We start from the raw sequence: 18,863 nt of genomic DNA on the forward strand, positions 1-18,863 counted from the left end.
TTATGGCATTTTTGGTTAACAAAGACCAAAATCAGCAACAAACATCAGGGGCTAAAATCCCTGATGTAGCTGAATTTGGTAAAGATAGATATTCTTTAGCACAATTTATTTTACGCAACTTAAACAATGCTCTTGATATCAATGATGAATCTTCCTATCTTAATTCCTTTGACATTAAAGTTTTAAGCAATGATAGTGGTATGTTATTCATTCCAAATCTTCCTGTAAGTTACCCTATTAACAATCAACTTTATTTTAAACTGTATGCAATTTGTGCAGGTATTCTTTATCCTTTCAAGACGTTATTACCTCAGAATAACGCATATTTTGTTCCTTACGATACTGATAATCCTAATCAAGCACGTGCATTCTTTTTCCCATGGATGGACGGTGTTCCTAGTCGTTTACAAATCAAAGACATTAAGCGTTTCATCAATGAACGTGTTTCTGATAATTGTATTCCATTGATGGCAAACGGTGTCAACGGAATTAATTTAGATATGAATAACGTGGTACATCTAGCTATTTCGGGAGCGTCAGGGTCTGGTAAATCTAGCTTTGTTCGATATCTTATCTTATGTATGAAAAAGTTTACAAATCAAATCATCTGCATAGACCCAAAACTTTCTGATATTTATATTTTAGGGAAGAAATTAGGGTTAGAGGTCTTTGCACCAACACAAGGAGCAAATCTTAATAGTTTTATTACAGAAGCCAATGAGGTATTAAGTAGTGTCATAATTAAACTATATTCACGTCAGGAAATCCTATTAAAACAACCTGACAAGAAATTTGAACGCATTTATGTGGTCATTGATGAACTGTTAGCATTGGTACAAGGAAGCTCAAAACAGGCTCGTGAAGCCTTTTCACAACTCTTAGGTACAATCGCATTGCTAGGTCGTCAAACACAAATCAGCCTTGTTTTGCTAAGCCAACGCTTTGATGCAAATGCTTTCGGCGGAAACACAGCTGTTCGTGAACAGCTAAATTGCGTATGTATATTAGGAGAAGTCAACGCAAATACCTGCCAATTTCTATTACCGAACACTGATGTTTCAAATATTGTTGTTCCTTCTGGTATCGGTACAGGCATTATCAAATTTACTGACAGCAAACATCAGACCCACATTATGCCACTACTAACTCCTACTTATAATCGAAAGGACTATGTCTCATGAAACATTACTTTAACAAATATAATCTTATCAATTTTTCAATCATCACGCTACTAGCAACGACATTTGTTGAGCGACTAACTTCGTTCTTGATTGTTCAGATGAATCTTAGCACAATTTTAGCGATTGTATTTTTCATTTTTGTACTTCGTTTGGGTATGATACTTTCAGCTACTTTGTTTTTCTTTACTGTGATTATTGAGTTTGGAAATCGTAATGCAGAGTTTGATTATTTCAGCAATAGCATCAAATCTTATATCGCTACATGGAAAATCAGGCGATATTGTACTCAAATCAATGTAGAGCCCACTTTTGAAGAATCTATGCGTTATCTGAATACAAAGCAACTAATCATAAAAAAAGCAAATCATTCAATATTAACATTGGTAGTTGTTTATTATGAAAAACATGCAATTGCTCTATGGAAGCTACCATCGAATAGCGAGAGTTATCGAATAATGGAGGAATTGTTGCCTCAATTAAAGCGAGAATTAAATCAGTTAGATGATAGCTATTTATTTAGCGATTTCATTAGGTTAGCTAATGGACGTGTCTTCAAATCAACGGCAATAAGAAAAAAATAACGGTGCGGTGGCTGCTGCTGAAGGCAAGCAAGCCAACCAGCACCAAAACGTTCTATTTGTGGCTAAAGGTCAGTATTACCCTTTAGCCACTTCAAAGACAAGACAAATTATTATACGGAGAACATTTTAATGTCTAAAGACCTCAATTCACAATTCAAAGCAAGCTCATTCTGTTGCACATTGAACAACATCGATAAACTCTTCAATCTCAATGATAAGTCGTTTGATGACAATCAAAAATATTCAGATGAAACTCGCAAATTAGTCAAAGCATTTCGTGCCAATCTTGACCCAAATAAATCATATTCTGAAGAAGATATTGTCAATCATCTCATTTATTTGTGGATAGACGGTAAGGAAGAGACACGTGCCGCTGCTGTAAATTACGAAATCGGAGACAACGGTAACCACCATGCGCACCTTATTTTAGAAGCCAAAAATCAAACACGCTTTTCAGCTATCCAAAAACTTTATCCCACAATTCATGTGGAATTAACTCGAGGCAGTCGTGAACAAGTCATTGCATACTTAAACAAAAGTGGCAAACATGAAGAAAAATCACACACAACTGTTATTCCAATGGTTAACCATGGTATCATCGAAGCCAATCAGCAAGGCAAACGTACTGACTTACAAACTATTCAAGAGCTTCTTGAGGCTGGTTTAACTCCTGAACAAATTATGCGCCAAAATCTATCTTATCGAAAATTTTCTAAGATGATTAAAGAACACTATTACCAAATGCAGGTAGAGAATGCACCATTGACAAAGGATATGAAAGTCTATTGGCACATGGGGGGTCCAGGTAGTGGCAAGAGCAACCACCAGATTCAATTGAAAAAAACATTTGGGAAAGATAGCGTCTATGTATTATCAGATTATGGTACTGGTGGACTAGACACTTACGCAGGCGAACCCATTCTATTTATGGACGAATTTAAAGGCGATATTGACTATCAAACATTTTTGAAACTGCTGGATGTGTATCCCAATCAAGTCCATGCACGTTATAGTAACATCTATGCTCTTTGGGATACTGTTCATATTTCTAGCATCTTCACTCCTAATCAAATTTATAAAATATTAGTTCCTGACAAAAAACGTAAATACGACCCAATTGACCAACTTTACCGGCGTATTCATACCATTGTGTATCATTTTAAGACTGAGGATAATCAATTCAAAACATTAACAATGACAACAGAAGAGTACATCAAACTTACAAATTCAAAAGTTGATTTTGATAATCTGTGTAGCCAATATCATCAAAACAACAAAAAAATAAATGATTATGATTATAAAGAAAAGCCTGCTAGTTAAACCGACCAAAGCAAACATAGCAGACTAAGTAAGCAGAAATAGCAATAGATACTATCTCTGTTGCTATTATCTCATACTTTTTAAATGAATGAAAGCGAGATATTAACAATGATTATTTTAGTAGATAAAGAAAAAGTAATGCAATTAACAGGATATTCAAGTTCACAATCTCAAAAATTAATAAGAGAAGCAAAATCAAAACTTGCTGCGGATGGTTTTTCATGGTACAAGAACAAACGAATCGGACGAGTCCCAATCAAGACTATCGAAGACATTCTTGGTTTTGAGTTATCTCCAAAACATGATATAATTACTAACGTACGAGAAGATACTGCTCTTGAAAAAGGAGTTTCAAATGGCAGTAACTAGACAACAAAATAAAAAATGGAAGGTGGATATTAGCGACGGTTATGATGCCGTAACTGGCGAACAAAAACGTCACAGAAAAACAGATTTTAAAACACGCAAAGAAGCTGAACGATATGAGGCAGATTATCGTATCAATAAGCTACATCAAGTCACTCACAAAGATAAAGTTTCTGTTTCCTATCTATACTCACTCGTTAAAGAAGAAGATGAGCTTCGAGGCAATAAACGTGGGACAATAGATAGTCAAGAATCTTACTATCGAGTATATATGTCCAAATACTTCAAGAATGCGGACATGCGAGCTGTTTCCGTCACGGACATCAAAGAATATAGAAATTGGCTTAAAAGCCAACCTAGTGTAAAAGGTGGAACACTTACTAACTCTCATGTTAATCAACAAATGATTTTTGTCCATAAAATGTTTGATGTTGCAATTGCCAATCGTATTCGACAAGATAATCCTTGCAATGGATTGAGACGATTACCACAGCAACATAAAGAAATGGCGTACTATACCCCTGAGCAGTTCAAACAGTTTGATTCACTTTTTGAAGAGAATGAATATTCTTTTCAGCTCTTGTATCGTGTGCTAATGTTTACTGGCATGCGTATTGGCGAAGCATTAGCTCTAACTTGGGATCAGGTCAACCTGGAAGAAAGTTATATTGATGTTAAATACTCTGCTTACTATCGCAAAGGTCAAGTCCATATCGGTACAGTTAAAACCACACAATCCAATCGTAGAATTTACATTCATAGTTCTTTTGTAGAAGAACTAAAAGATTGGAAAGAAAAGCAGCACAAGCTACTACATGAATTTACGGATAATCCAAGTAGCCTACAAATTTTTCAATCAACTCCAGAAGTAGTGACTGGTCCAAATGTCTCTAATTTTAGAGTGATGTTTAAGAAACGCATGCCTAAAAATCTTAAATTAATTCGCAACCACGATTTCAGACATTCACACGCTGCTTTCTTGGTATCTCAAGGCTTACGCAACGGAGAAGGTAAAGACTATATCTTCTTTACACTGATGAAACGATTAGGTCATTCCTCAATCAACACTACAATAAATGTATACTCGCATTTATTTCCAACCCAACAAAAAGAAATTGCTTCTGCCTTTGAAAATTTTTAACAATAAGACAAAATAAGGCAACGAAAATTTACAAACAAGGTCTAACCCCTTGGTACGAAAGGAATCTTAAAAATCTTATGATGAATATGCAAAACCTGATGAAACAGGCTCAAAAAATGCAAAAACAAATGGAAACAAAACAAGCCGAACTTGCCGCAACAACCTTTACCGGTAAATCTGCACAAGAGCTTGTCATTGCTGAATTAACGGGCGATAAAAAAGTCACTCAACTGACTTTCAACCCAGCTGTCGTTGTTCCAGACGACGTCGATACATTAGCAGACATGACCGCACAAGCCATAAATGATGCCCTCCATCAAATTGATGAGGCAACCAAAAAAACGATGGGGGCTTTTGCAGGTAAATTGCCATTTTAATTACACAGTGAAAATGCAAAAAGGAAATTCGTTGAATTTCCTTTTTTGATTATTTTTTCTCTTTAAGGGCTATGTTCAAAATCAAAGCCACCAAGGTGCCTGTTGAGATGCCCGATGAGAAGACCATACGAAAGGCAGATGGTAAATGATTCAATAGTTCAGGTCTAACCGTCACTCCAATGCCTAGAGCAAAGGCCACGGAAATGATTAAAAGCTCCCGGTCACCGATTTTTATCGCGGCAAGAGTCTTGATTCCTTGCGCTGCCACCAAGCCAAACATGATCACACCCACACCGCCCAAAACTGGCTGAGGCATGATTGAAATAAGAGCAGATAATTTTGGAAAAACGCCAAGAAATGCCAGAATAAGACCAGCAAGAATCATGACTTGACGACTGGCAACTTTAGTCAAGGTAATCAAGCCAACGTTTTGTGAGAAAGCTGTATTTGGCCCTGCGCCGAAGACACCAGCAATTAAAGAACCAACCCCATCTGCAAGAACCCCATTAGCAGCACGCTCAGACGAGATTTTTTCATGTGATGCTTCTCCAATAGCCATAACAATCCCGACTGTTCCAATCAAAGACACCACATAAGCTGGCACAAAAGCCAAGATAGAAGACAAATCAAACCTGACGCCGTAGTGGAAAATTTTTGGCAGAGCAAACCACGAAGCATCTGCCACGGCAGTCATATCCACCTTACCTAAAATGATACAGAGAATATACCCAAAAACCATCCCCCAAAAGACAGATGCTGTCGCCACCATGCCTTTGCCATAGTAATTAAGAGCCAGAGTGAAAATCATGACAACAAGGGCAATAACGATATTCTCAATAGAAGCGTAATCTGCCGCTCCAGAACCACCAGCTGCCCAGTCCATGCTGACAGGAAGCAGGGTAATCCCAATTAAGGAAACAACTGTCCCTGTGATTAGAGGTGGGAAAAAACGCATGAGAGGCTTAATGAAACGGCTCAGTAGGATTTCAACTAATGCCCCTGCAATTGTCGCTCCAACAACTCCTGATAAGCCAAATTGACTCCCCACACTAATAGCTGGATTGGCAAAAGTAAAGTCAGTCCCCATCATACCAGATACCCTAGCTCCGATAGGGCCAATGCCTTTTGACTGGAGAACTGTTGTCACCCCTGCAACAAAAATCGCCGCTGAAACCATGATAGAAGTATCTGCAACAGGGAGACCTAGAGCATTCCCAACAACCAATGGGACTGCAATGATGCCTGCAAAAGCTGCTAAAATATGCTGGAGCGCCAGCAAAATAGCTACGCCAACTGGCGGCTTATCATTGAGGCCATAGAGCATTTCTGTTTGTGATGCGATTATCGGTTCTTTAGACATAAACACCTCTTTTTTTTTTAATACGTCACCATTTTAGCAAAATCACCCCTCCTTTTCAAGTTTAACGCTAACAATTCTATATAAAATTGAGAATTTATTCGTAATTTTTGCGAAAATCTACCTAAAACTTTCAGAATTGCGAGTGTTTGTTCGTCTTTTGTTTGAAAAAACTCTGGTTTAATGCTAAAATAAGAGAAAAACCTTAAAAAGGAGCCCGTATCATGAAAGAACTAGAAGAGCGCATACGAAAAGATGGCAATGTTTTAGGAGAGACTATTTTAAAAGTTGACTCCTTTCTGACCCATCAAATCGACTACAAGCTGATGAAAAATATTGGGACTGTTTTGGCAGATGCTTACCGCAGTAGGGGAATTACAAAGGTCGTTACCATTGAAGCTTCTGGAATCGCACCTGCTGTCTACGTGGCAGAGAGCTTGGATGTCCCTATGATTTTTGCCAAAAAGCATAAAAACATCACCATGACAGAAGGTATCTTAACAGCAGAAGTCTATTCCTTTACCAAGCAAGTCACATCGACAGTCTCTATTGCTGGTAAGTTCTTATCCCCTGACGATAAGGTACTCATCGTAGATGACTTTCTAGCCAACGGTCAAGCTGCCAAAGGCTTGATTGAAATTATCCGACAAGCTGGCGCTCAAGTTATCGGTGTCGGTATTGTCATTGAGAAATCCTTCCAAGATGGCCGTAAACTCCTGGAAGATATGGGAGTGCCTGTCACTTCGCTTGCAAGAATTGATCAGTTTGAAAATGGGCAAGTGATTTTTGCCCCAGCAGATTATTAATACGATGAAAAGGGAAATGCCAGATTGGCATTTCCCTTTTGATTGAGAGCAACTATCTAGTGCTTTTCCTTTGCCAATTCTAGACAGTAGGATTTGACCTGACAATGTGGACAGGTCAATTTGCGAGTACGCGGGGTGTGTCCAGCTAAGGCAAACTCCTTAAAAGAGGGCTCAAAAGTGTTATGGCAATTAGGGCAGAGATAGATAAACTGTTTCCTAAAATACACCACCAACCAACTAAAGCCTGGAAGAAAAAGAGCCATCGCCACATAAGCTAGCCAAACTGTTTCAAGATAAGTCGATAACCAAATGGCTAAAGCATAGGCACAAACCGCGAAAATAATGCTTGCCCACATCTTAATCTGTAAACGACGCCAAGAGTTTTGATTTTTCATTGTCATTGAAAAGTCTGCCAAATTCGCCAGTGAGTAGTTCTGATAAGCTTTTAAACTGTCAAGTAAATTGACAGTTGTGTCAAGTTTGACCTTCTGTTGGACAATCTCAGCTTTCAGGCTTGAAACATGATTTTGTAAGAGCATGTCAAGTACAGCGCCTGCATTTTCCTCCGCCAAGAGCTTTTTAATCTGCTCTATAGAAAAATCCATCTCTCTCAGAAAACAAATGATTCTCAGCTCCTGCAAATCGCTAGCGCTGTAAATACGTCGGCCTCCCTCAGTCAACTCAGACGGCACAAGAAGACCACGTTGGTCGTAATACTGAACCGTTCGGACAGAGACTCCAGCTAACTTTGCTAACTCACCTGTCGAATAAGTCTCAGACATTTTCTACACCTTCTTTCTGTATAAGATGAGACAAAGATCAAACCATGTGCACCTGATTTGCCTTTGTTCACAGTCATTATACAAAGTGACCTAGCGTCACATGCAAGCCCTGACCTAAGGGGATTTTTTTTAATCACACATTCCTAACTTGACAGACCTGTCAATCAAACCATCCCCCTAAAGCGGCAAAGGGATTATCCCCGTGGTTTTCTTCTTGTTGGTCCAAATAGGACTTGTTGTCATCTAATTCAAGAAAAGTCTCATAGACCAAGGCTGTCATGCGGGCATCTTCCAAGCTATTATGCCCACGGCCTTTGATGCCAAGAAAATCCGCTACACTCGTTAATTTAAGGTTGATAATCCCATTGAGATCTGTCGAACGGCGTTCAAAAGCCTCATCGTAAAGATCTATCTTATACTGTTCCGACAACTCCAGACCATTTTCCGCAAGAATGGGCAAATCAGACTTGCCAGCATTATAGCCGACTAGCGGTAAATCTCCTACAAAAGTCGCAAAATCAGCCATCACTTCTGTTACCTTTGGCGCGCTAGCAATTTTTTCCGCCGTAATCCCCGTCAAACCGTTGATAAACGACTGTAAGGGCACATCTGTATAAACGTAAGTGTCAAAACTGTCAACTTCTTTGTGGTCTATAAATTCAACCGCAGATAATTGAATGATATGACTAACCTCATCGACCGTGTTAAACTCAATATCAAAAGCTACATAAGCTTGTAAATTCTCCATCTTACCTCCCTGATAGACAAAAAGCCCCAAGGGGCTTGATCAGCTTTTATTTTCCACCAAATAGACGAGCAAAGAAACCTTTGCTAGCATCATTTGACTTGGTCTGAATTTCCTCAACTTCGGCTTTAGCTTCTTCTAACTCTAAGCGTAGCGTTTCCTTGTCTTTCATGGCAGCCAAGGTTAGTTGCTGTTGCTGATCAAGTTGTTTATCTTTTTCAGCAATCTGAATATCTTTGACACGAAGTTGCTCGTCTTTAGCTGCTAGCTGTTCATCTTTAGATTTTAGTTGCTCAAAAAGACGAGTGATTTCAGAATTTTTTTCATCCACTAGGATTTCCAAAAGTTCGCGGTGCTTAACCTCTTCGCTAACTGGCTCATCCTCAAAAATAGTTTTTTTGTAGATTTTTTCAAGTTTGATCAGACCACTACGCTTAACAACGGTCACACCCTTGTCATTTTTTTCAATATCTTCTGCAGGCAAGGTTTTGACACGGTTGTTAATCGCCTGACGACTAACCCCTAAAATCTCAGCTAGTTCACTGACTGTTTTTTCAATATGCATAATCTCATCCTTTGATTTCTATACTATAAATGGTAACATATCAGGCATTTTATGTCAATTTATGCTACAATATCGCTATGACACATTATGATACAATTGTAATCGGAGGTGGACCTGCTGGTATGATGGCTACCATCTCCTCAAGCTACTATGGCAAAAAAACACTTTTGCTAGAGAAAAACAAACGGCTAGGAAAAAAACTAGCAGGGACTGGCGGAGGGCGCTGTAACGTTACTAACAACGGTAGCCTAGAAGATCTCCTCGAGGGAATCCCTGGAAACGGTCGCTTCCTTTACAGCGTTTTTTCCCAATTTGATAACCACGATATTATCCGTTTTTTTGAGGAAAATGGTTGCGCATTAAAAGTCGAAGATCATGGCCGCATGTTTCCTGTAACCGATAAATCCAAAAGCATCATCGACACATTGGAACATAAAATTCGAGAACTCGGTGGACAGATTAAAACTCAATTTGAAGTGGTATCCGTCAAAAAAATCAACGACCTCTTCCATGTCAAATCAGCCAATCAGGAACTCACCTGTCATCAGCTAATTGTTACAACAGGCGGAAAATCCTACCCTTCGACTGGTTCAACAGGTTTTGGACATGATATTGCTAGACATTTCAAACTCAGGGTTACAGAGCTTGAAGCTGCTGAAAGTCCTTTATTGACAGATTTCCCCCATAAGGCGCTACAAGGGATTTCTTTAGACGAAGTCACATTAAGCTACAAGAAACATGTTATCACGCATGACTTGCTCTTTACTCACTTTGGCTTATCTGGGCCTGCCGCCCTTCGCATGTCCTCTTTCATCAAGGGAGGCGAGACGATCTATCTTGATTTTCTTCCACACATTGGGTCTGAGGGCTTACTTCGTATCTTCCAAGAAAATCGTGAAAAATCGGTCAAAAACACCTTAAAAACACTGCTACCTGAGCGTGTCGCAGACTTCCTTGTACAAGACTACCCTGAAAAAATCAAGCAATTGAACCCAACGGAGCAAGATGAGCTGATTACAAAACTGAAGCAATTTGCGATTGCCGTTACGGGTAAGATGAATCTTTCAAAATCCTTTGTGACAAAAGGCGGTGTTGATTTGAAAGAAATCAATCCTAAAACACTGGAGAGTAAAAAAGTTTCCGGCCTTCATTTCGCTGGCGAAGTGCTTGACATCAACGCTCATACAGGTGGTTTTAACATCACATCTGCCTTATGTTCTGGATGGGTTGCTGGTAGTTTGCATCTGTCATAATACCAAAAAAAGGCACATCTATGATGTGCCCTTTTCTCATTGATTAGTTTTCTTTACGCTTCAAGTAGCCTGCAAGACTGACTGCAGCAAGACCGCTCATGCTAAAGAGAAGTGAGTGGATTGAAGCATCTCCAGTTTTCGGAAGAATCTTATCACCTGTTTCTTCTTTTGCTTCAGAAGCAGCTGTCGAACGACTTGGTTCTGTTTCTTTTGGAGCTTTAGTAGAAGTCGGTGCCGGTACTGGCGTTGGAACTGGAGTTGGAACTGGAGTTGGTGTCGGTGTTGGTACCGGATTTGGAGTTGGTGTTGGTGTTGGAGCAGGAGTCGGCTCAGTGTAATTTTCCACGAATGTCTTCTTACCTTCAATTCCTGCAGCTACTTTTTGTCCTGATTTTTCTAAATCAGTCAAGTATTCAACAAATACTTCCGTATCTGGGTCAATAGCACCAATCAACTTAGCTTCTTTAAAGATTGAGAAGCCGTCACCTCCACCAAAGAGGAAGTCATTGATTAACACTTTATAAGTGGCATTCTGCTCAATTGGTGTACCGTCCGCTTTGAAAGCTTTAGCTACTTTATATGGGTTTTCTTCAGTTGGGTTGTCAGCTTTGGTGTAAATATACTTGATTCCTGACATTTGAAGGAAATAAGCTTCTTTTTGGTCATATTGTTGATTAAGAGCTGTGTAAATTTGTTCACCTGTCATTTCCACCACTTGAAGGATGTTACCAAATGGTTGAACAGCTTGTGCCGCACCCCAAGTAATGCTACCATCAGCTTGTACTTTCAAGTCTGCACGAATACCGCCATTATTGGTCATCGCAAAATCAACATCATAACCAGATTTTTTAGCAATAGCTAATTGAGCACTTGTTACGAGGTTACCAACTGCGCTCTCTTTCAATTCATTGACGTCACGTGAGATATCGCTCGCTTCTGCTGCCGTTGCAATTTTTTGATCTGTCACTTGCTTCACGATAGTGTTAGCTTCATCGACAATAGCTTGAACATTAGCGTTTGGTGTTTTAACACCTGGAGCAACGGCGATGACTTTTGCTGTTGGTACAGCTTTAAAGTCTGCAATATCTGTCTCATAAACCGCACGGGCATCTACGTATGCTTTACCTTGAGAAGTTGATTGAACAATCAAGGTTGTTCCGACAGTACCATTTGTATAGACATGGTTATGACCTGCAAAAACAATATCTACTGAGTTTTCTGGGTAAAGTTCATTCACTTTAGCCATCATATCAGCTGCTTCTCCTGATGCAATACCCTCTTTACTTGTCGAAGGAACGTGCGCCAAAACAACAATGGCTTTAACCCCTTTATCGTTTAACTCACGCGCATATTTAGCGATTGTTTCAGCTTCGTTCAAGAAATTGTATTGCTCATAATTCTGTTTCAAGACGAGGTTCGGAATTTCTGTAGTGACAACTCCGATAAAACCGATCTTAGCGACTTTGTCATTGACTGGAATTTCCTTAATTTCATAAGGTTCCCATCCATTAGGAATCGCACCTGTCACTTTATCCACAACGTTTGCAATGACAATCTTTTGAGTAGATGCTTCATGAGTGTAGTTATCCACAATCTCATTAAATTTTCCTGGTGTTGGAGCTTGCCCTGTCATGATGCGGTTGTATTCATCAAGCCCTTCATCAAACTCATGATTTCCAAGCGTTCCATACTCAAAGCCCATTTCATTAAAGACTTTTACAGTAGGTTCATCCTGAAGAAGACCAGAATTCGCAGGACTTGCTCCAACCATATCTCCTGCCTGGACACGAATGGTATCTGTAGGAGTACCTGTAGCAGCCGCTTCTGTTTCAAATTCTTTTTGAGAGTCATCCATGTAACTATCAAGCAAAGCCGCCGTCCCTGCATTACGAACAGTTTCACCTTCTAGGCGAGCTGTACCAGTTGTATCAAGCGCACCATGGAAATCATTGACTCCCATAATCTGAATCGCCAATTCATCTGCCTGAATGGTTTGAGACGCTGCCACACTAAGGCCCGCAGCAACAGCCAAAATACTGCTTTTCAGAATCAGTTTCTTTTTCATAATATAAGCATAGCTCCTTAATTTTTTTGTCATGTTCCGACTCTTATATAATAATCTTTTTTTTGATAAAATTCAATCTAAATGTGAAAATACCTAAAAAAATATTCGTTTTCTATCCGTTTTCATTTCATTGAGCCTCCTTATTTTCCTAAAATTTTTCAAAAATACGAAAATAAAAAAACAGACATGTCACAAATCCTCTTGTAAAATCTCCTTGTTTTGTGTATGATGAGATTAGCCTTTGCGGAGGTGGTGGAACGGCAGACACGCATGCTTCAGGCGCATGTGCCCGTACGGGTGTGAGGGTTCAAATCCCTTCCTCCGCATATTAGAATCAAGCCCAGATTTGAATCGCACCCCAACGGTTAGATTTTCTCGTCTAACTGTTAGGGTGCGGTTCCATTTTTGCTATATCTTCTATCTCTTCAAAAAAAGATTTTGTAAAGTCCAAATTTGCAACATTTCGGCAAACACCGAACGAACTAAGTAGCATGATTTCCAGTCAATCAAAATCGCCACCTAAAAAAGAGACGGTATATCGCCTCTTAGAACGTAGACAAACGTTATTTTCCGTTTAAATAAACTGAAAAGCTCTGCTAGTTTGTGATAGGGTTGCCGTTTTTGCGAGCGAAAGCGAGTCTCATCAGATACTTTTCGACCTGGTGAAAGCGGCGTGATTACTAGTATTTCCGCCACCAGGAATTTTTGAGACCTTAGGCTCAAAAATGAGGTATGGCATTAAGAAGGAAGTCGCTACCGTCCGCACCACTTAAGAAAAGTATTAAAAGAACTTTTTCTCCAATCTGAGAGACGATATATCGCCTCTACTTCAATGCGTTTTCAGATACAAGACAAGAAATACATAATTTCCCATTAGGAGAAATAGCCAGAAGAGCCAAGATTTTATCTGCCATTTGAAATATAATATCATACCTCCCCAGCTCATCAACGAAATTATCGTGAAAATCGTCAAATCAATCATATCCGAAAAACGATAATAACCATCTACTAGTAAGTAAACAGCAACAAGGCCATTCAGTATCTGATCAAGACGGTAAAGCTTTTGGGTATTGGCCAAGGCTCTCACCTCACTTTCTAATCATTGACATAAGTCCTATTGAAAGTTGTCTCTGTGATGTAGCTACGACGTCCCGCATCACGATAGAATTTCACTGTAACTCTAACATGAAATCCATTATGGTCACTCCAGCTACTCTGAATGTAAGTATAATAAATCGTATCATAACTTGATTCTGAGAAAAAGACCGATGCTAACGCCGCCACCGCACTAAGCGGTACAAATTTCATCGTTAAAATACTTATAACATTGGCAAGCGATGACTTTTTAAAACTACCATAATTAACACTTGTGTAAACACCACCCGCCCGATTTTGCACTTTTGAATTAGCTAATGAGAAGGACAGTGTGGTTTCTAATTGCTGGCGTTCGGCATCTGTAATCTGATAAACTTCTGTCACCTCATCAAAGTCGACATAACTGTCAATGAGCTGGGCATCTAAGGTCACCTCTGTTAGTAAGTTATCAAGTTTGGTTTCTGAAGTGAGCGCCACCACAGGATTCCCAAATGTTTGCGCAGCTACTACGGTTGCCGGTAGGATATTAACTCCTAGTATTATTGTTGCTAATGACGCTGTTAGACATTTTAAATGTTCAGCTCATCGCTATTTTACACATTTTTAAGGTTTAAAGCAACTATCAATACTAAACAAAGGACTATTTTTTGATAGTTAGCTATTAGTTGTCCTTCTTATTTCTGATTTAAAGACCTATCACTGATTGGATTGCCAGTGCTAACTGGTCACCACCTGCTAGAATGGATCCACCAAAAAAGACTAGAACATCTACTTGTTCTAGTCCTTGCTCTGCTTGGAGAGCTCGTATTGTCAAGGAAGACAGATTCCGCGGCCCACAAAACTGGGCTAATCGATTGACTGCCTGCGATAGTTTCATGCTAAACCTGTTTCCTGGAGGCTGTCAGACAGACGGGCAAAGTCAGCCATGGAAAGTGCTTCTCCACGGACACTGGCTTCTAGCTCTGCCATGCCAAGCGCCTGCGTCAGCTTGTCCTTGACTTCTTCGGATTTGCCGAAATGGTTGGTCAGGTTGTTCCACAGGGTCTTGCGGCGGTGCACAAAGCTGGCCTTGGACACCCGGAAGAAGAAATCTTCGTCCTTGACGCTCACCAAGGGCTGCTCGCGACGGACCATTTTGAGAATGGCGGAGTCCACGTTTGGTGCGGGTACAAAGACAGTGCGAGGCACGATGAAAGCCACCCTGGCAGTCATGTAGTACTGGACCGCAATGGACAGGCTGCCGTAAGCCTTGGTGTTTGGCTCGGCAGAAATGCGGTCGGCCACCTCCCGCTGCATCATGACCACGAACTCGCTGAAGGGAATCTTGCTCTCAATCAGGTGCATGAGGATAGGGGTGGTGATGTAGTAGGGCAGGTTGGCCACGACCTTAATCGGCAGATCTGGATTCTTGAAGTTCTGAATCTGGGTCTGCAGGTCGGTCTTGAGGATATCTTGGTTGACCACGGTCACATTGTCAAAGCGACCCAAGGTGTCCGCCAAAATCGGAATCAGGCGGTCATCAATCTCAAAGGCCATGACCTCAGCAGCACTCTCTGCCAAAAACTCGGTCAAGGCCCCGATTCCAGGCCCAATCTCAATAACATTGACATTCCGATCAATCTCAGCCGTGTCCACAATCTTCTGTAAAATATTGGTATCGGTCAAAAAGTTCTGACCGAAGGATTTCTTAAAGGTAAACCCGTGGCGTTCAAGGACGGCACGAGTAACGTTTTTGTCTGCGATTCTCATGTGTGTTCTTTCTAAATTATTTGATAGGTAGCCATCAATTCTCTAACTTCGTTCGCCCCAATATCATCTCCTGCTTCCTCAAAAGCAGTAATAGACTGTTCAAAAGCTTGTTCAGCTAGGGTAGTTGCTGTATTTGTTGCATAAATTTCACCCAGTCCTCGATAAGCACAGGCTTGAGCAATGAGGTCGTCTGTCATCAAAGCATTCTCTAAACTTCGTTTCATAAAATGCAGAGCAGATTCTAGCTCTCCTAGTTGCAATCGTAAATAACCTTGCTCATACTCATTAACAGACCATTTCAATTTATCTTCTGAAAAATCAGCCGATAGCAACTTAGCCTCTTCCTCAATTAACTCCAAAGCCTTCTTAAAGTTACCTTGACTCCGATAGACCATGGCAAGCTGGTGCAAACCGATATGTTCTTGTTCAGTATTCTTTTCATTTCTAGCTAATTGAATATAGCGTTGGCAGGCTAGTAAGGCTTTATCAAAGTTTTCTTCCTCAAGATAAAGGTAGGCAAATAAATTGAGACCAGCATAATCCAAACAAGTTTCAGCTTGATGCTCTTTCTCAAGCAGCTGCTTGGCTTCTGCCACCCTCCCTTCAAAAAAGAATTCCCATGCCTTGTCTATAGTATTACTCATATAGCTCTCCTCACTTATTCTCCACCTTCCACTCGCCGTCTTCAAACCAGTAAAAATTCTCCGTCAGCTGTGGCTGTTCAAAGATTTCCAGCATGGTTTCAAAGCCGTCAGCAAATTGGAGATTCTTCAATTCTGCACGGTCAATCCAGAAGACTTCTCCCTCATCAGAAGATTGGAGAACTCCTGAAAACTGACTGGTTTTATAGCAAAATACCAAATAGCGATAGTGATCAGTAGGATCCGTCCAGTTTTGAATGCCACAGAGTTCGAGATTGGATATCGTCAAGCCTGTTTCTTCTTTGACTTCACGGATGACGGAGGAAATGATACTCTCGCCACGTTCAACATGGCCCCCAGGAAAAGTCACACCAGACCACTTCTCTGACTTCCTATCCTGGACCAACACCCGCTGATTGTCTGTAATCATGCACATATTGGTTAGGATAACTTGTTCCGTTCTACTCATACTCCCCCATCGCCTCCTCAACCTCTGCCAAGCTTATTCCAAACAATTCCAATCGTTTGAGGAGTTGTTTGCCGTTACAGTAGCCGATGCGCAAGCGTTCTCCCAGATGTTCCCTCCGCTTGCGGCTGTCGCCCCCCATCAGCAATCCTAGGCGAATCAGGTCTGACTTGCTAATGTCAAAGTTATTTTCGTCATCGTAATGACCACGCAGGCCTGCTAGGGCCTTTTCCAAGTCTTCAAAGTTGGCGTGCTCGATGCCCAAGGACCGCCCTTTTGTTTTGGACTTGGGGGTAGCCTCGTCCCGCTGTAAGAAGGCGTGTTTGACCGTGGGAATGGCCTGCATAATGATCTTCCGAATTCGCTCCCCATTGTAGTCTGGGTCGGTGAAGACGATGACGCCCCGCAGGTCATGGAGTTTCTCGATGCGTTCCAAGTCATCGTCTGATATGGCAGAGCCTCTGGTTTCGTAGGTATCCACCTCGTAAAACCGCTTCAAGTTTGCCGTATCGTCCTTTCCCTCGACAACGAGGACTTCTTGTATCTTAATTTTCTGAGTCAATTCTGAACAAGCTCCTTGCATTCTCGTAGGTCGCTCTCGCCACTTCTTCGACCGACTGGTTGCGAAGCTGGGCCAGCATTTCCACTACATATCTGGTGTAGCCGGTGCGATTTTCCCGACCACGCTTGGGAACTGGGGCCAGGTAGGGTGCATCTGTCTCGACCAGGATTTTTTCTAGGGGCAATGCTTGCGCCGCTTCCTGAAGTTCGACAGCTTTCTTGAAGGTTACGACTCCCGAGAAGGAGATGTGCATGCCCAGGTCCATGAAGGCCTGAGCCTCCTCCAGCGTGCCAGAGAAGGAGTGCATGATGCCACCACGCGGACCGACGCCGACTTCCTTGATGATCTGATAGGTATCTTCCAGAGCGTCACGGGTGTGTACCACAAAGGGCAAATCCAACTGCTTGGCTAGCTCCATTTGCCGCTTGAAGACACGGGCCTGGGTTTCCTTATCCGCCGTCATCCAGTAGTAATCCAGCCCAATCTCCCCCAGGGCAATGACCTTGGGATGTTTAAGAGCCTTGAGTAGATAACGTTCTACTTCCTCGTCATAGGTGCCAGCCTCCGTCGGATGCCAACCTAAAGTCAGATAGATTTCAGGATGCTGATCAGAAAGCTCCATAGCCTTGTCAATGGTGGCTCGGTCAAAACCGACAACGTTGTGGAGAGTGACCCCCATCTCCTTGGCAAAATCTAATTCTTCTTGGACCCGACCGTCAAACTGCTCGACGTTGAGGTGGGTATGGGTATCAAAAATATTCATAAAACCATTATATCAGAAAGCGGTAAAATCTGTCACTTCTCTATCTTTGATCGTCTATCAGGTTACTTTTAAAGCAAGGAGTCAAGCACTGTAGTGAAATACAGCAAAGCATTGTAACATGGTAAACCGGAAATCTGAAATCTCCACATATCCGACATTAGAACTGCAAAAAAATCCGTGGTTATTATGCAGACATACCCCGTAAACAAGACTCCTCAGGAACACATTCCATCCAATAGTTAAAAGCTTTTTGATGTTGATAACAAAAAAAGATTGAAGAAATTGTCCAAAGTAGACTTTTCTTCAATCTAGACCTCTGAAAAACCGAGGCATCTATTTATTAAAGTGAGCTAGGATCAACCTTGATACCAACACCTTGTGTTGTTGTGATTGATACAGAAGTCATGTAAGTACCTTTAGCTGTAGCTGGTTTAGCTTTAGCCATTACATCGTGGAAAGCTTTGAAGTTTTCAACGAGTTTGTCTGCGTCAAATGATACTTTACCGATAAGAGCCTGTACGATACCTGCTTTGTCAGCACGGTAAGTGATTTTACCACCTTTAGACTCTTCAACTGCTTTTGCAACATCCATTGTTACAGTACCAGTTTTAGGGTTTGGCATCAAGTTACGTGGACCAAGGACACGTCCAAGACGTCCTACAACTGCCATCATGTCTGGAGTTGCAATAACAACGTCGAAGTCCATCCAACCACCGTTGATTTTAGCAACGAGGTCATCTTCACCAACAAAGTCTGCACCCGCAGCTTTTGCTTCTTCTGCTTTTGCACCACGTGCGAAAACAAGAACGCGAGCAGTTTTACCAGTACCGTTTGGCAATACCATTGCACCACGGATTTGTTGGTCTGCTTTACGAACGTCGATGTTCAAGTTGTAAGCAACTTCAACTGACGCATCAAATTTAGCGAAGTTAGTTTCTTTTGCAAGAGCAACAGCTTCTTCTACGCTGTAAAGTTTTGTGCTGTCGATTTTTTCAAGAGCAGCACGCAAGTTTTTGCTTTTTTTAGCCATTTTTATGTCTCCTTGTAA

Annotated in this window: 22 protein-coding genes and 1 tRNA gene; 9 read left to right on the plus strand and 14 right to left on the minus strand. The window is 41.1% G+C overall.

The genetic code is table 11. The annotated features are described in order from the left end of the window. The first annotated feature begins 2 nt into the window (after window positions 1-2). The 6 genes from G575_RS0105480 to G575_RS0105505 all read left to right on the plus strand — a co-directional run bounded on the left by G575_RS0105480 (window position 3) and on the right by G575_RS0105505 (window position 4,966). The gene (locus G575_RS0105480) at window positions 3-1,181 is read left to right on the plus strand and encodes an FtsK/SpoIIIE domain-containing protein (RefSeq protein WP_027971836.1); all 1,179 of its coding nucleotides are present in this window, start codon (window positions 3-5) and stop codon (window positions 1,179-1,181) included. After that, the gene (locus G575_RS0105485; RefSeq protein WP_027971837.1) at window positions 1,178-1,762 is read left to right on the plus strand and encodes a hypothetical protein; all 585 of its coding nucleotides are present in this window, start codon (window positions 1,178-1,180) and stop codon (window positions 1,760-1,762) included. Before G575_RS0105480 ends, G575_RS0105485 begins: the two co-directional genes overlap by 4 nt. Window positions 1,763-1,891: 129 nt before the next feature. Next, on the plus strand, window positions 1,892-3,082 hold the full coding sequence (locus G575_RS0105490) for a replication protein RepA (RefSeq protein ID WP_027971838.1): 1,191 nt from the start codon (window positions 1,892-1,894) through the stop codon (window positions 3,080-3,082). 108 nt (window positions 3,083-3,190) lie between these two features. Beyond that, window positions 3,191-3,451, plus strand: coding sequence for a DUF3173 family protein (locus G575_RS0105495; protein WP_027971839.1), 261 nt, complete (start codon window positions 3,191-3,193; stop codon window positions 3,449-3,451). Further along, window positions 3,438-4,589: a site-specific integrase gene (locus G575_RS0105500; protein WP_027971840.1), complete on the plus strand. Its 1,152-nt coding sequence runs from the start codon at window positions 3,438-3,440 to the stop codon at window positions 4,587-4,589. The genes G575_RS0105495 and G575_RS0105500 overlap by 14 nt, the downstream gene beginning before the upstream one ends. Window positions 4,590-4,666: 77 nt before the next feature. Continuing rightward, on the plus strand, window positions 4,667-4,966 hold the full coding sequence (locus G575_RS0105505; RefSeq protein ID WP_027971841.1) for a YbaB/EbfC family nucleoid-associated protein: 300 nt from the start codon (window positions 4,667-4,669) through the stop codon (window positions 4,964-4,966). Window positions 4,967-5,015: 49 nt separating this feature from the next. Here the strand turns inward: G575_RS0105505 and G575_RS0105510 are convergent, their stop codons facing one another. After that, window positions 5,016-6,326, minus strand: coding sequence for a nucleobase:cation symporter-2 family protein (locus tag G575_RS0105510; RefSeq protein ID WP_027971842.1), 1,311 nt, complete (start codon window positions 6,324-6,326; stop codon window positions 5,016-5,018). Window positions 6,327-6,547: 221 nt separating this feature from the next. Between G575_RS0105510 and G575_RS0105515 the strand changes: the two genes are divergently transcribed. Then, window positions 6,548-7,129 carry a xanthine phosphoribosyltransferase gene (locus tag G575_RS0105515; RefSeq protein ID WP_027971843.1) on the plus strand — a complete coding sequence of 194 codons (582 nt, stop codon included), beginning with the start codon at window positions 6,548-6,550 and terminating at the stop codon, window positions 7,127-7,129. Between the two features lie 56 nt (window positions 7,130-7,185). Here the strand turns inward: G575_RS0105515 and G575_RS0105520 are convergent, their stop codons facing one another. From G575_RS0105520 to G575_RS0105530, 3 genes are all read right to left on the minus strand, one after another. Beyond that, window positions 7,186-7,911 (minus strand): MerR family transcriptional regulator, encoded by a 726-nt coding sequence (locus G575_RS0105520; RefSeq protein ID WP_027971844.1) that lies wholly within the window; start codon window positions 7,909-7,911, stop codon window positions 7,186-7,188. A gap of 160 nt (window positions 7,912-8,071) precedes the next feature. Then, complete coding sequence (locus tag G575_RS0105525; RefSeq protein WP_027971845.1) at window positions 8,072-8,659, minus strand: 3'-5' exonuclease; 588 nt, start codon at window positions 8,657-8,659, stop codon at window positions 8,072-8,074. Between the two features lie 46 nt (window positions 8,660-8,705). Further along, on the minus strand, window positions 8,706-9,221 hold the full coding sequence (locus G575_RS0105530) for a DUF536 domain-containing protein (RefSeq protein ID WP_027971846.1): 516 nt from the start codon (window positions 9,219-9,221) through the stop codon (window positions 8,706-8,708). Window positions 9,222-9,298: 77 nt separating this feature from the next. On the opposite strand from G575_RS0105530, the gene aao reads away from it, so the two are divergent. Beyond that, window positions 9,299-10,474 carry an aminoacetone oxidase gene (gene aao / locus G575_RS0105535; protein WP_027971847.1) on the plus strand — a complete coding sequence of 392 codons (1,176 nt, stop codon included), beginning with the start codon at window positions 9,299-9,301 and terminating at the stop codon, window positions 10,472-10,474. Between the two features lie 43 nt (window positions 10,475-10,517). Here the strand turns inward: aao and G575_RS0105540 are convergent, their stop codons facing one another. After that, complete coding sequence (locus G575_RS0105540) at window positions 10,518-12,539, minus strand: surface-anchored 5'-nucleotidase (RefSeq protein ID WP_027971848.1); 2,022 nt, start codon at window positions 12,537-12,539, stop codon at window positions 10,518-10,520. A gap of 243 nt (window positions 12,540-12,782) precedes the next feature. Between G575_RS0105540 and G575_RS0105545 the strand changes: the two genes are divergently transcribed. Beyond that, a tRNA-Leu gene (locus G575_RS0105545) sits at window positions 12,783-12,865 on the plus strand. 503 nt (window positions 12,866-13,368) lie between these two features. Here G575_RS0105545 and G575_RS0105550 read toward each other — a convergent pair. The 9 genes from G575_RS0105550 to rplA all read right to left on the minus strand — a co-directional run bounded on the left by G575_RS0105550 (window position 13,369) and on the right by rplA (window position 18,845). Beyond that, window positions 13,369-13,617, minus strand: a complete 249-nt coding sequence (locus G575_RS0105550) for a hypothetical protein (protein WP_027971849.1) — start codon at window positions 13,615-13,617, stop codon at window positions 13,369-13,371. Between the two features lie 17 nt (window positions 13,618-13,634). Next, window positions 13,635-14,111, minus strand: a complete 477-nt coding sequence (locus G575_RS0105555; protein WP_027971850.1) for a hypothetical protein — start codon at window positions 14,109-14,111, stop codon at window positions 13,635-13,637. 208 nt (window positions 14,112-14,319) lie between these two features. Further along, complete coding sequence (locus tag G575_RS11195) at window positions 14,320-14,511, minus strand: hypothetical protein (RefSeq protein ID WP_037622734.1); 192 nt, start codon at window positions 14,509-14,511, stop codon at window positions 14,320-14,322. Beyond that, complete coding sequence (gene rsmA, locus G575_RS0105565) at window positions 14,508-15,383, minus strand: 16S rRNA (adenine(1518)-N(6)/adenine(1519)-N(6))-dimethyltransferase RsmA (RefSeq protein WP_027971851.1); 876 nt, start codon at window positions 15,381-15,383, stop codon at window positions 14,508-14,510. Before rsmA ends, G575_RS11195 begins: the two co-directional genes overlap by 4 nt. Window positions 15,384-15,394: 11 nt before the next feature. Beyond that, the gene (locus G575_RS0105570; RefSeq protein WP_037622736.1) at window positions 15,395-16,027 is read right to left on the minus strand and encodes a tetratricopeptide repeat protein; all 633 of its coding nucleotides are present in this window, start codon (window positions 16,025-16,027) and stop codon (window positions 15,395-15,397) included. Between the two features lie 10 nt (window positions 16,028-16,037). Then, entirely contained in the window at window positions 16,038-16,493 is a 456-nt protein-coding gene (locus G575_RS0105575) for an 8-oxo-dGTP diphosphatase (protein WP_027971853.1), read from the minus strand. After that, window positions 16,486-17,052 (minus strand): ribonuclease M5, encoded by a 567-nt coding sequence (gene rnmV / locus G575_RS0105580; protein WP_027971854.1) that lies wholly within the window; start codon window positions 17,050-17,052, stop codon window positions 16,486-16,488. The genes G575_RS0105575 and rnmV overlap by 8 nt, the downstream gene beginning before the upstream one ends. Next, a complete protein-coding gene (locus tag G575_RS0105585) occupies window positions 17,036-17,815 on the minus strand; it encodes a TatD family hydrolase (RefSeq protein ID WP_027971855.1) in 780 nt (259 codons plus the stop codon). The genes rnmV and G575_RS0105585 overlap by 17 nt, the downstream gene beginning before the upstream one ends. 340 nt (window positions 17,816-18,155) lie before the next feature. Next, window positions 18,156-18,845: a 50S ribosomal protein L1 gene (gene rplA, locus G575_RS0105590; RefSeq protein WP_027971856.1), complete on the minus strand. Its 690-nt coding sequence runs from the start codon at window positions 18,843-18,845 to the stop codon at window positions 18,156-18,158. Window positions 18,846-18,863: the final 18 nt, after the last annotated feature.

The organism is Streptococcus plurextorum DSM 22810, assembly GCF_000423745.1.
Classification (GTDB): Bacteria; Bacillota; Bacilli; order Lactobacillales; family Streptococcaceae; genus Streptococcus; species Streptococcus plurextorum.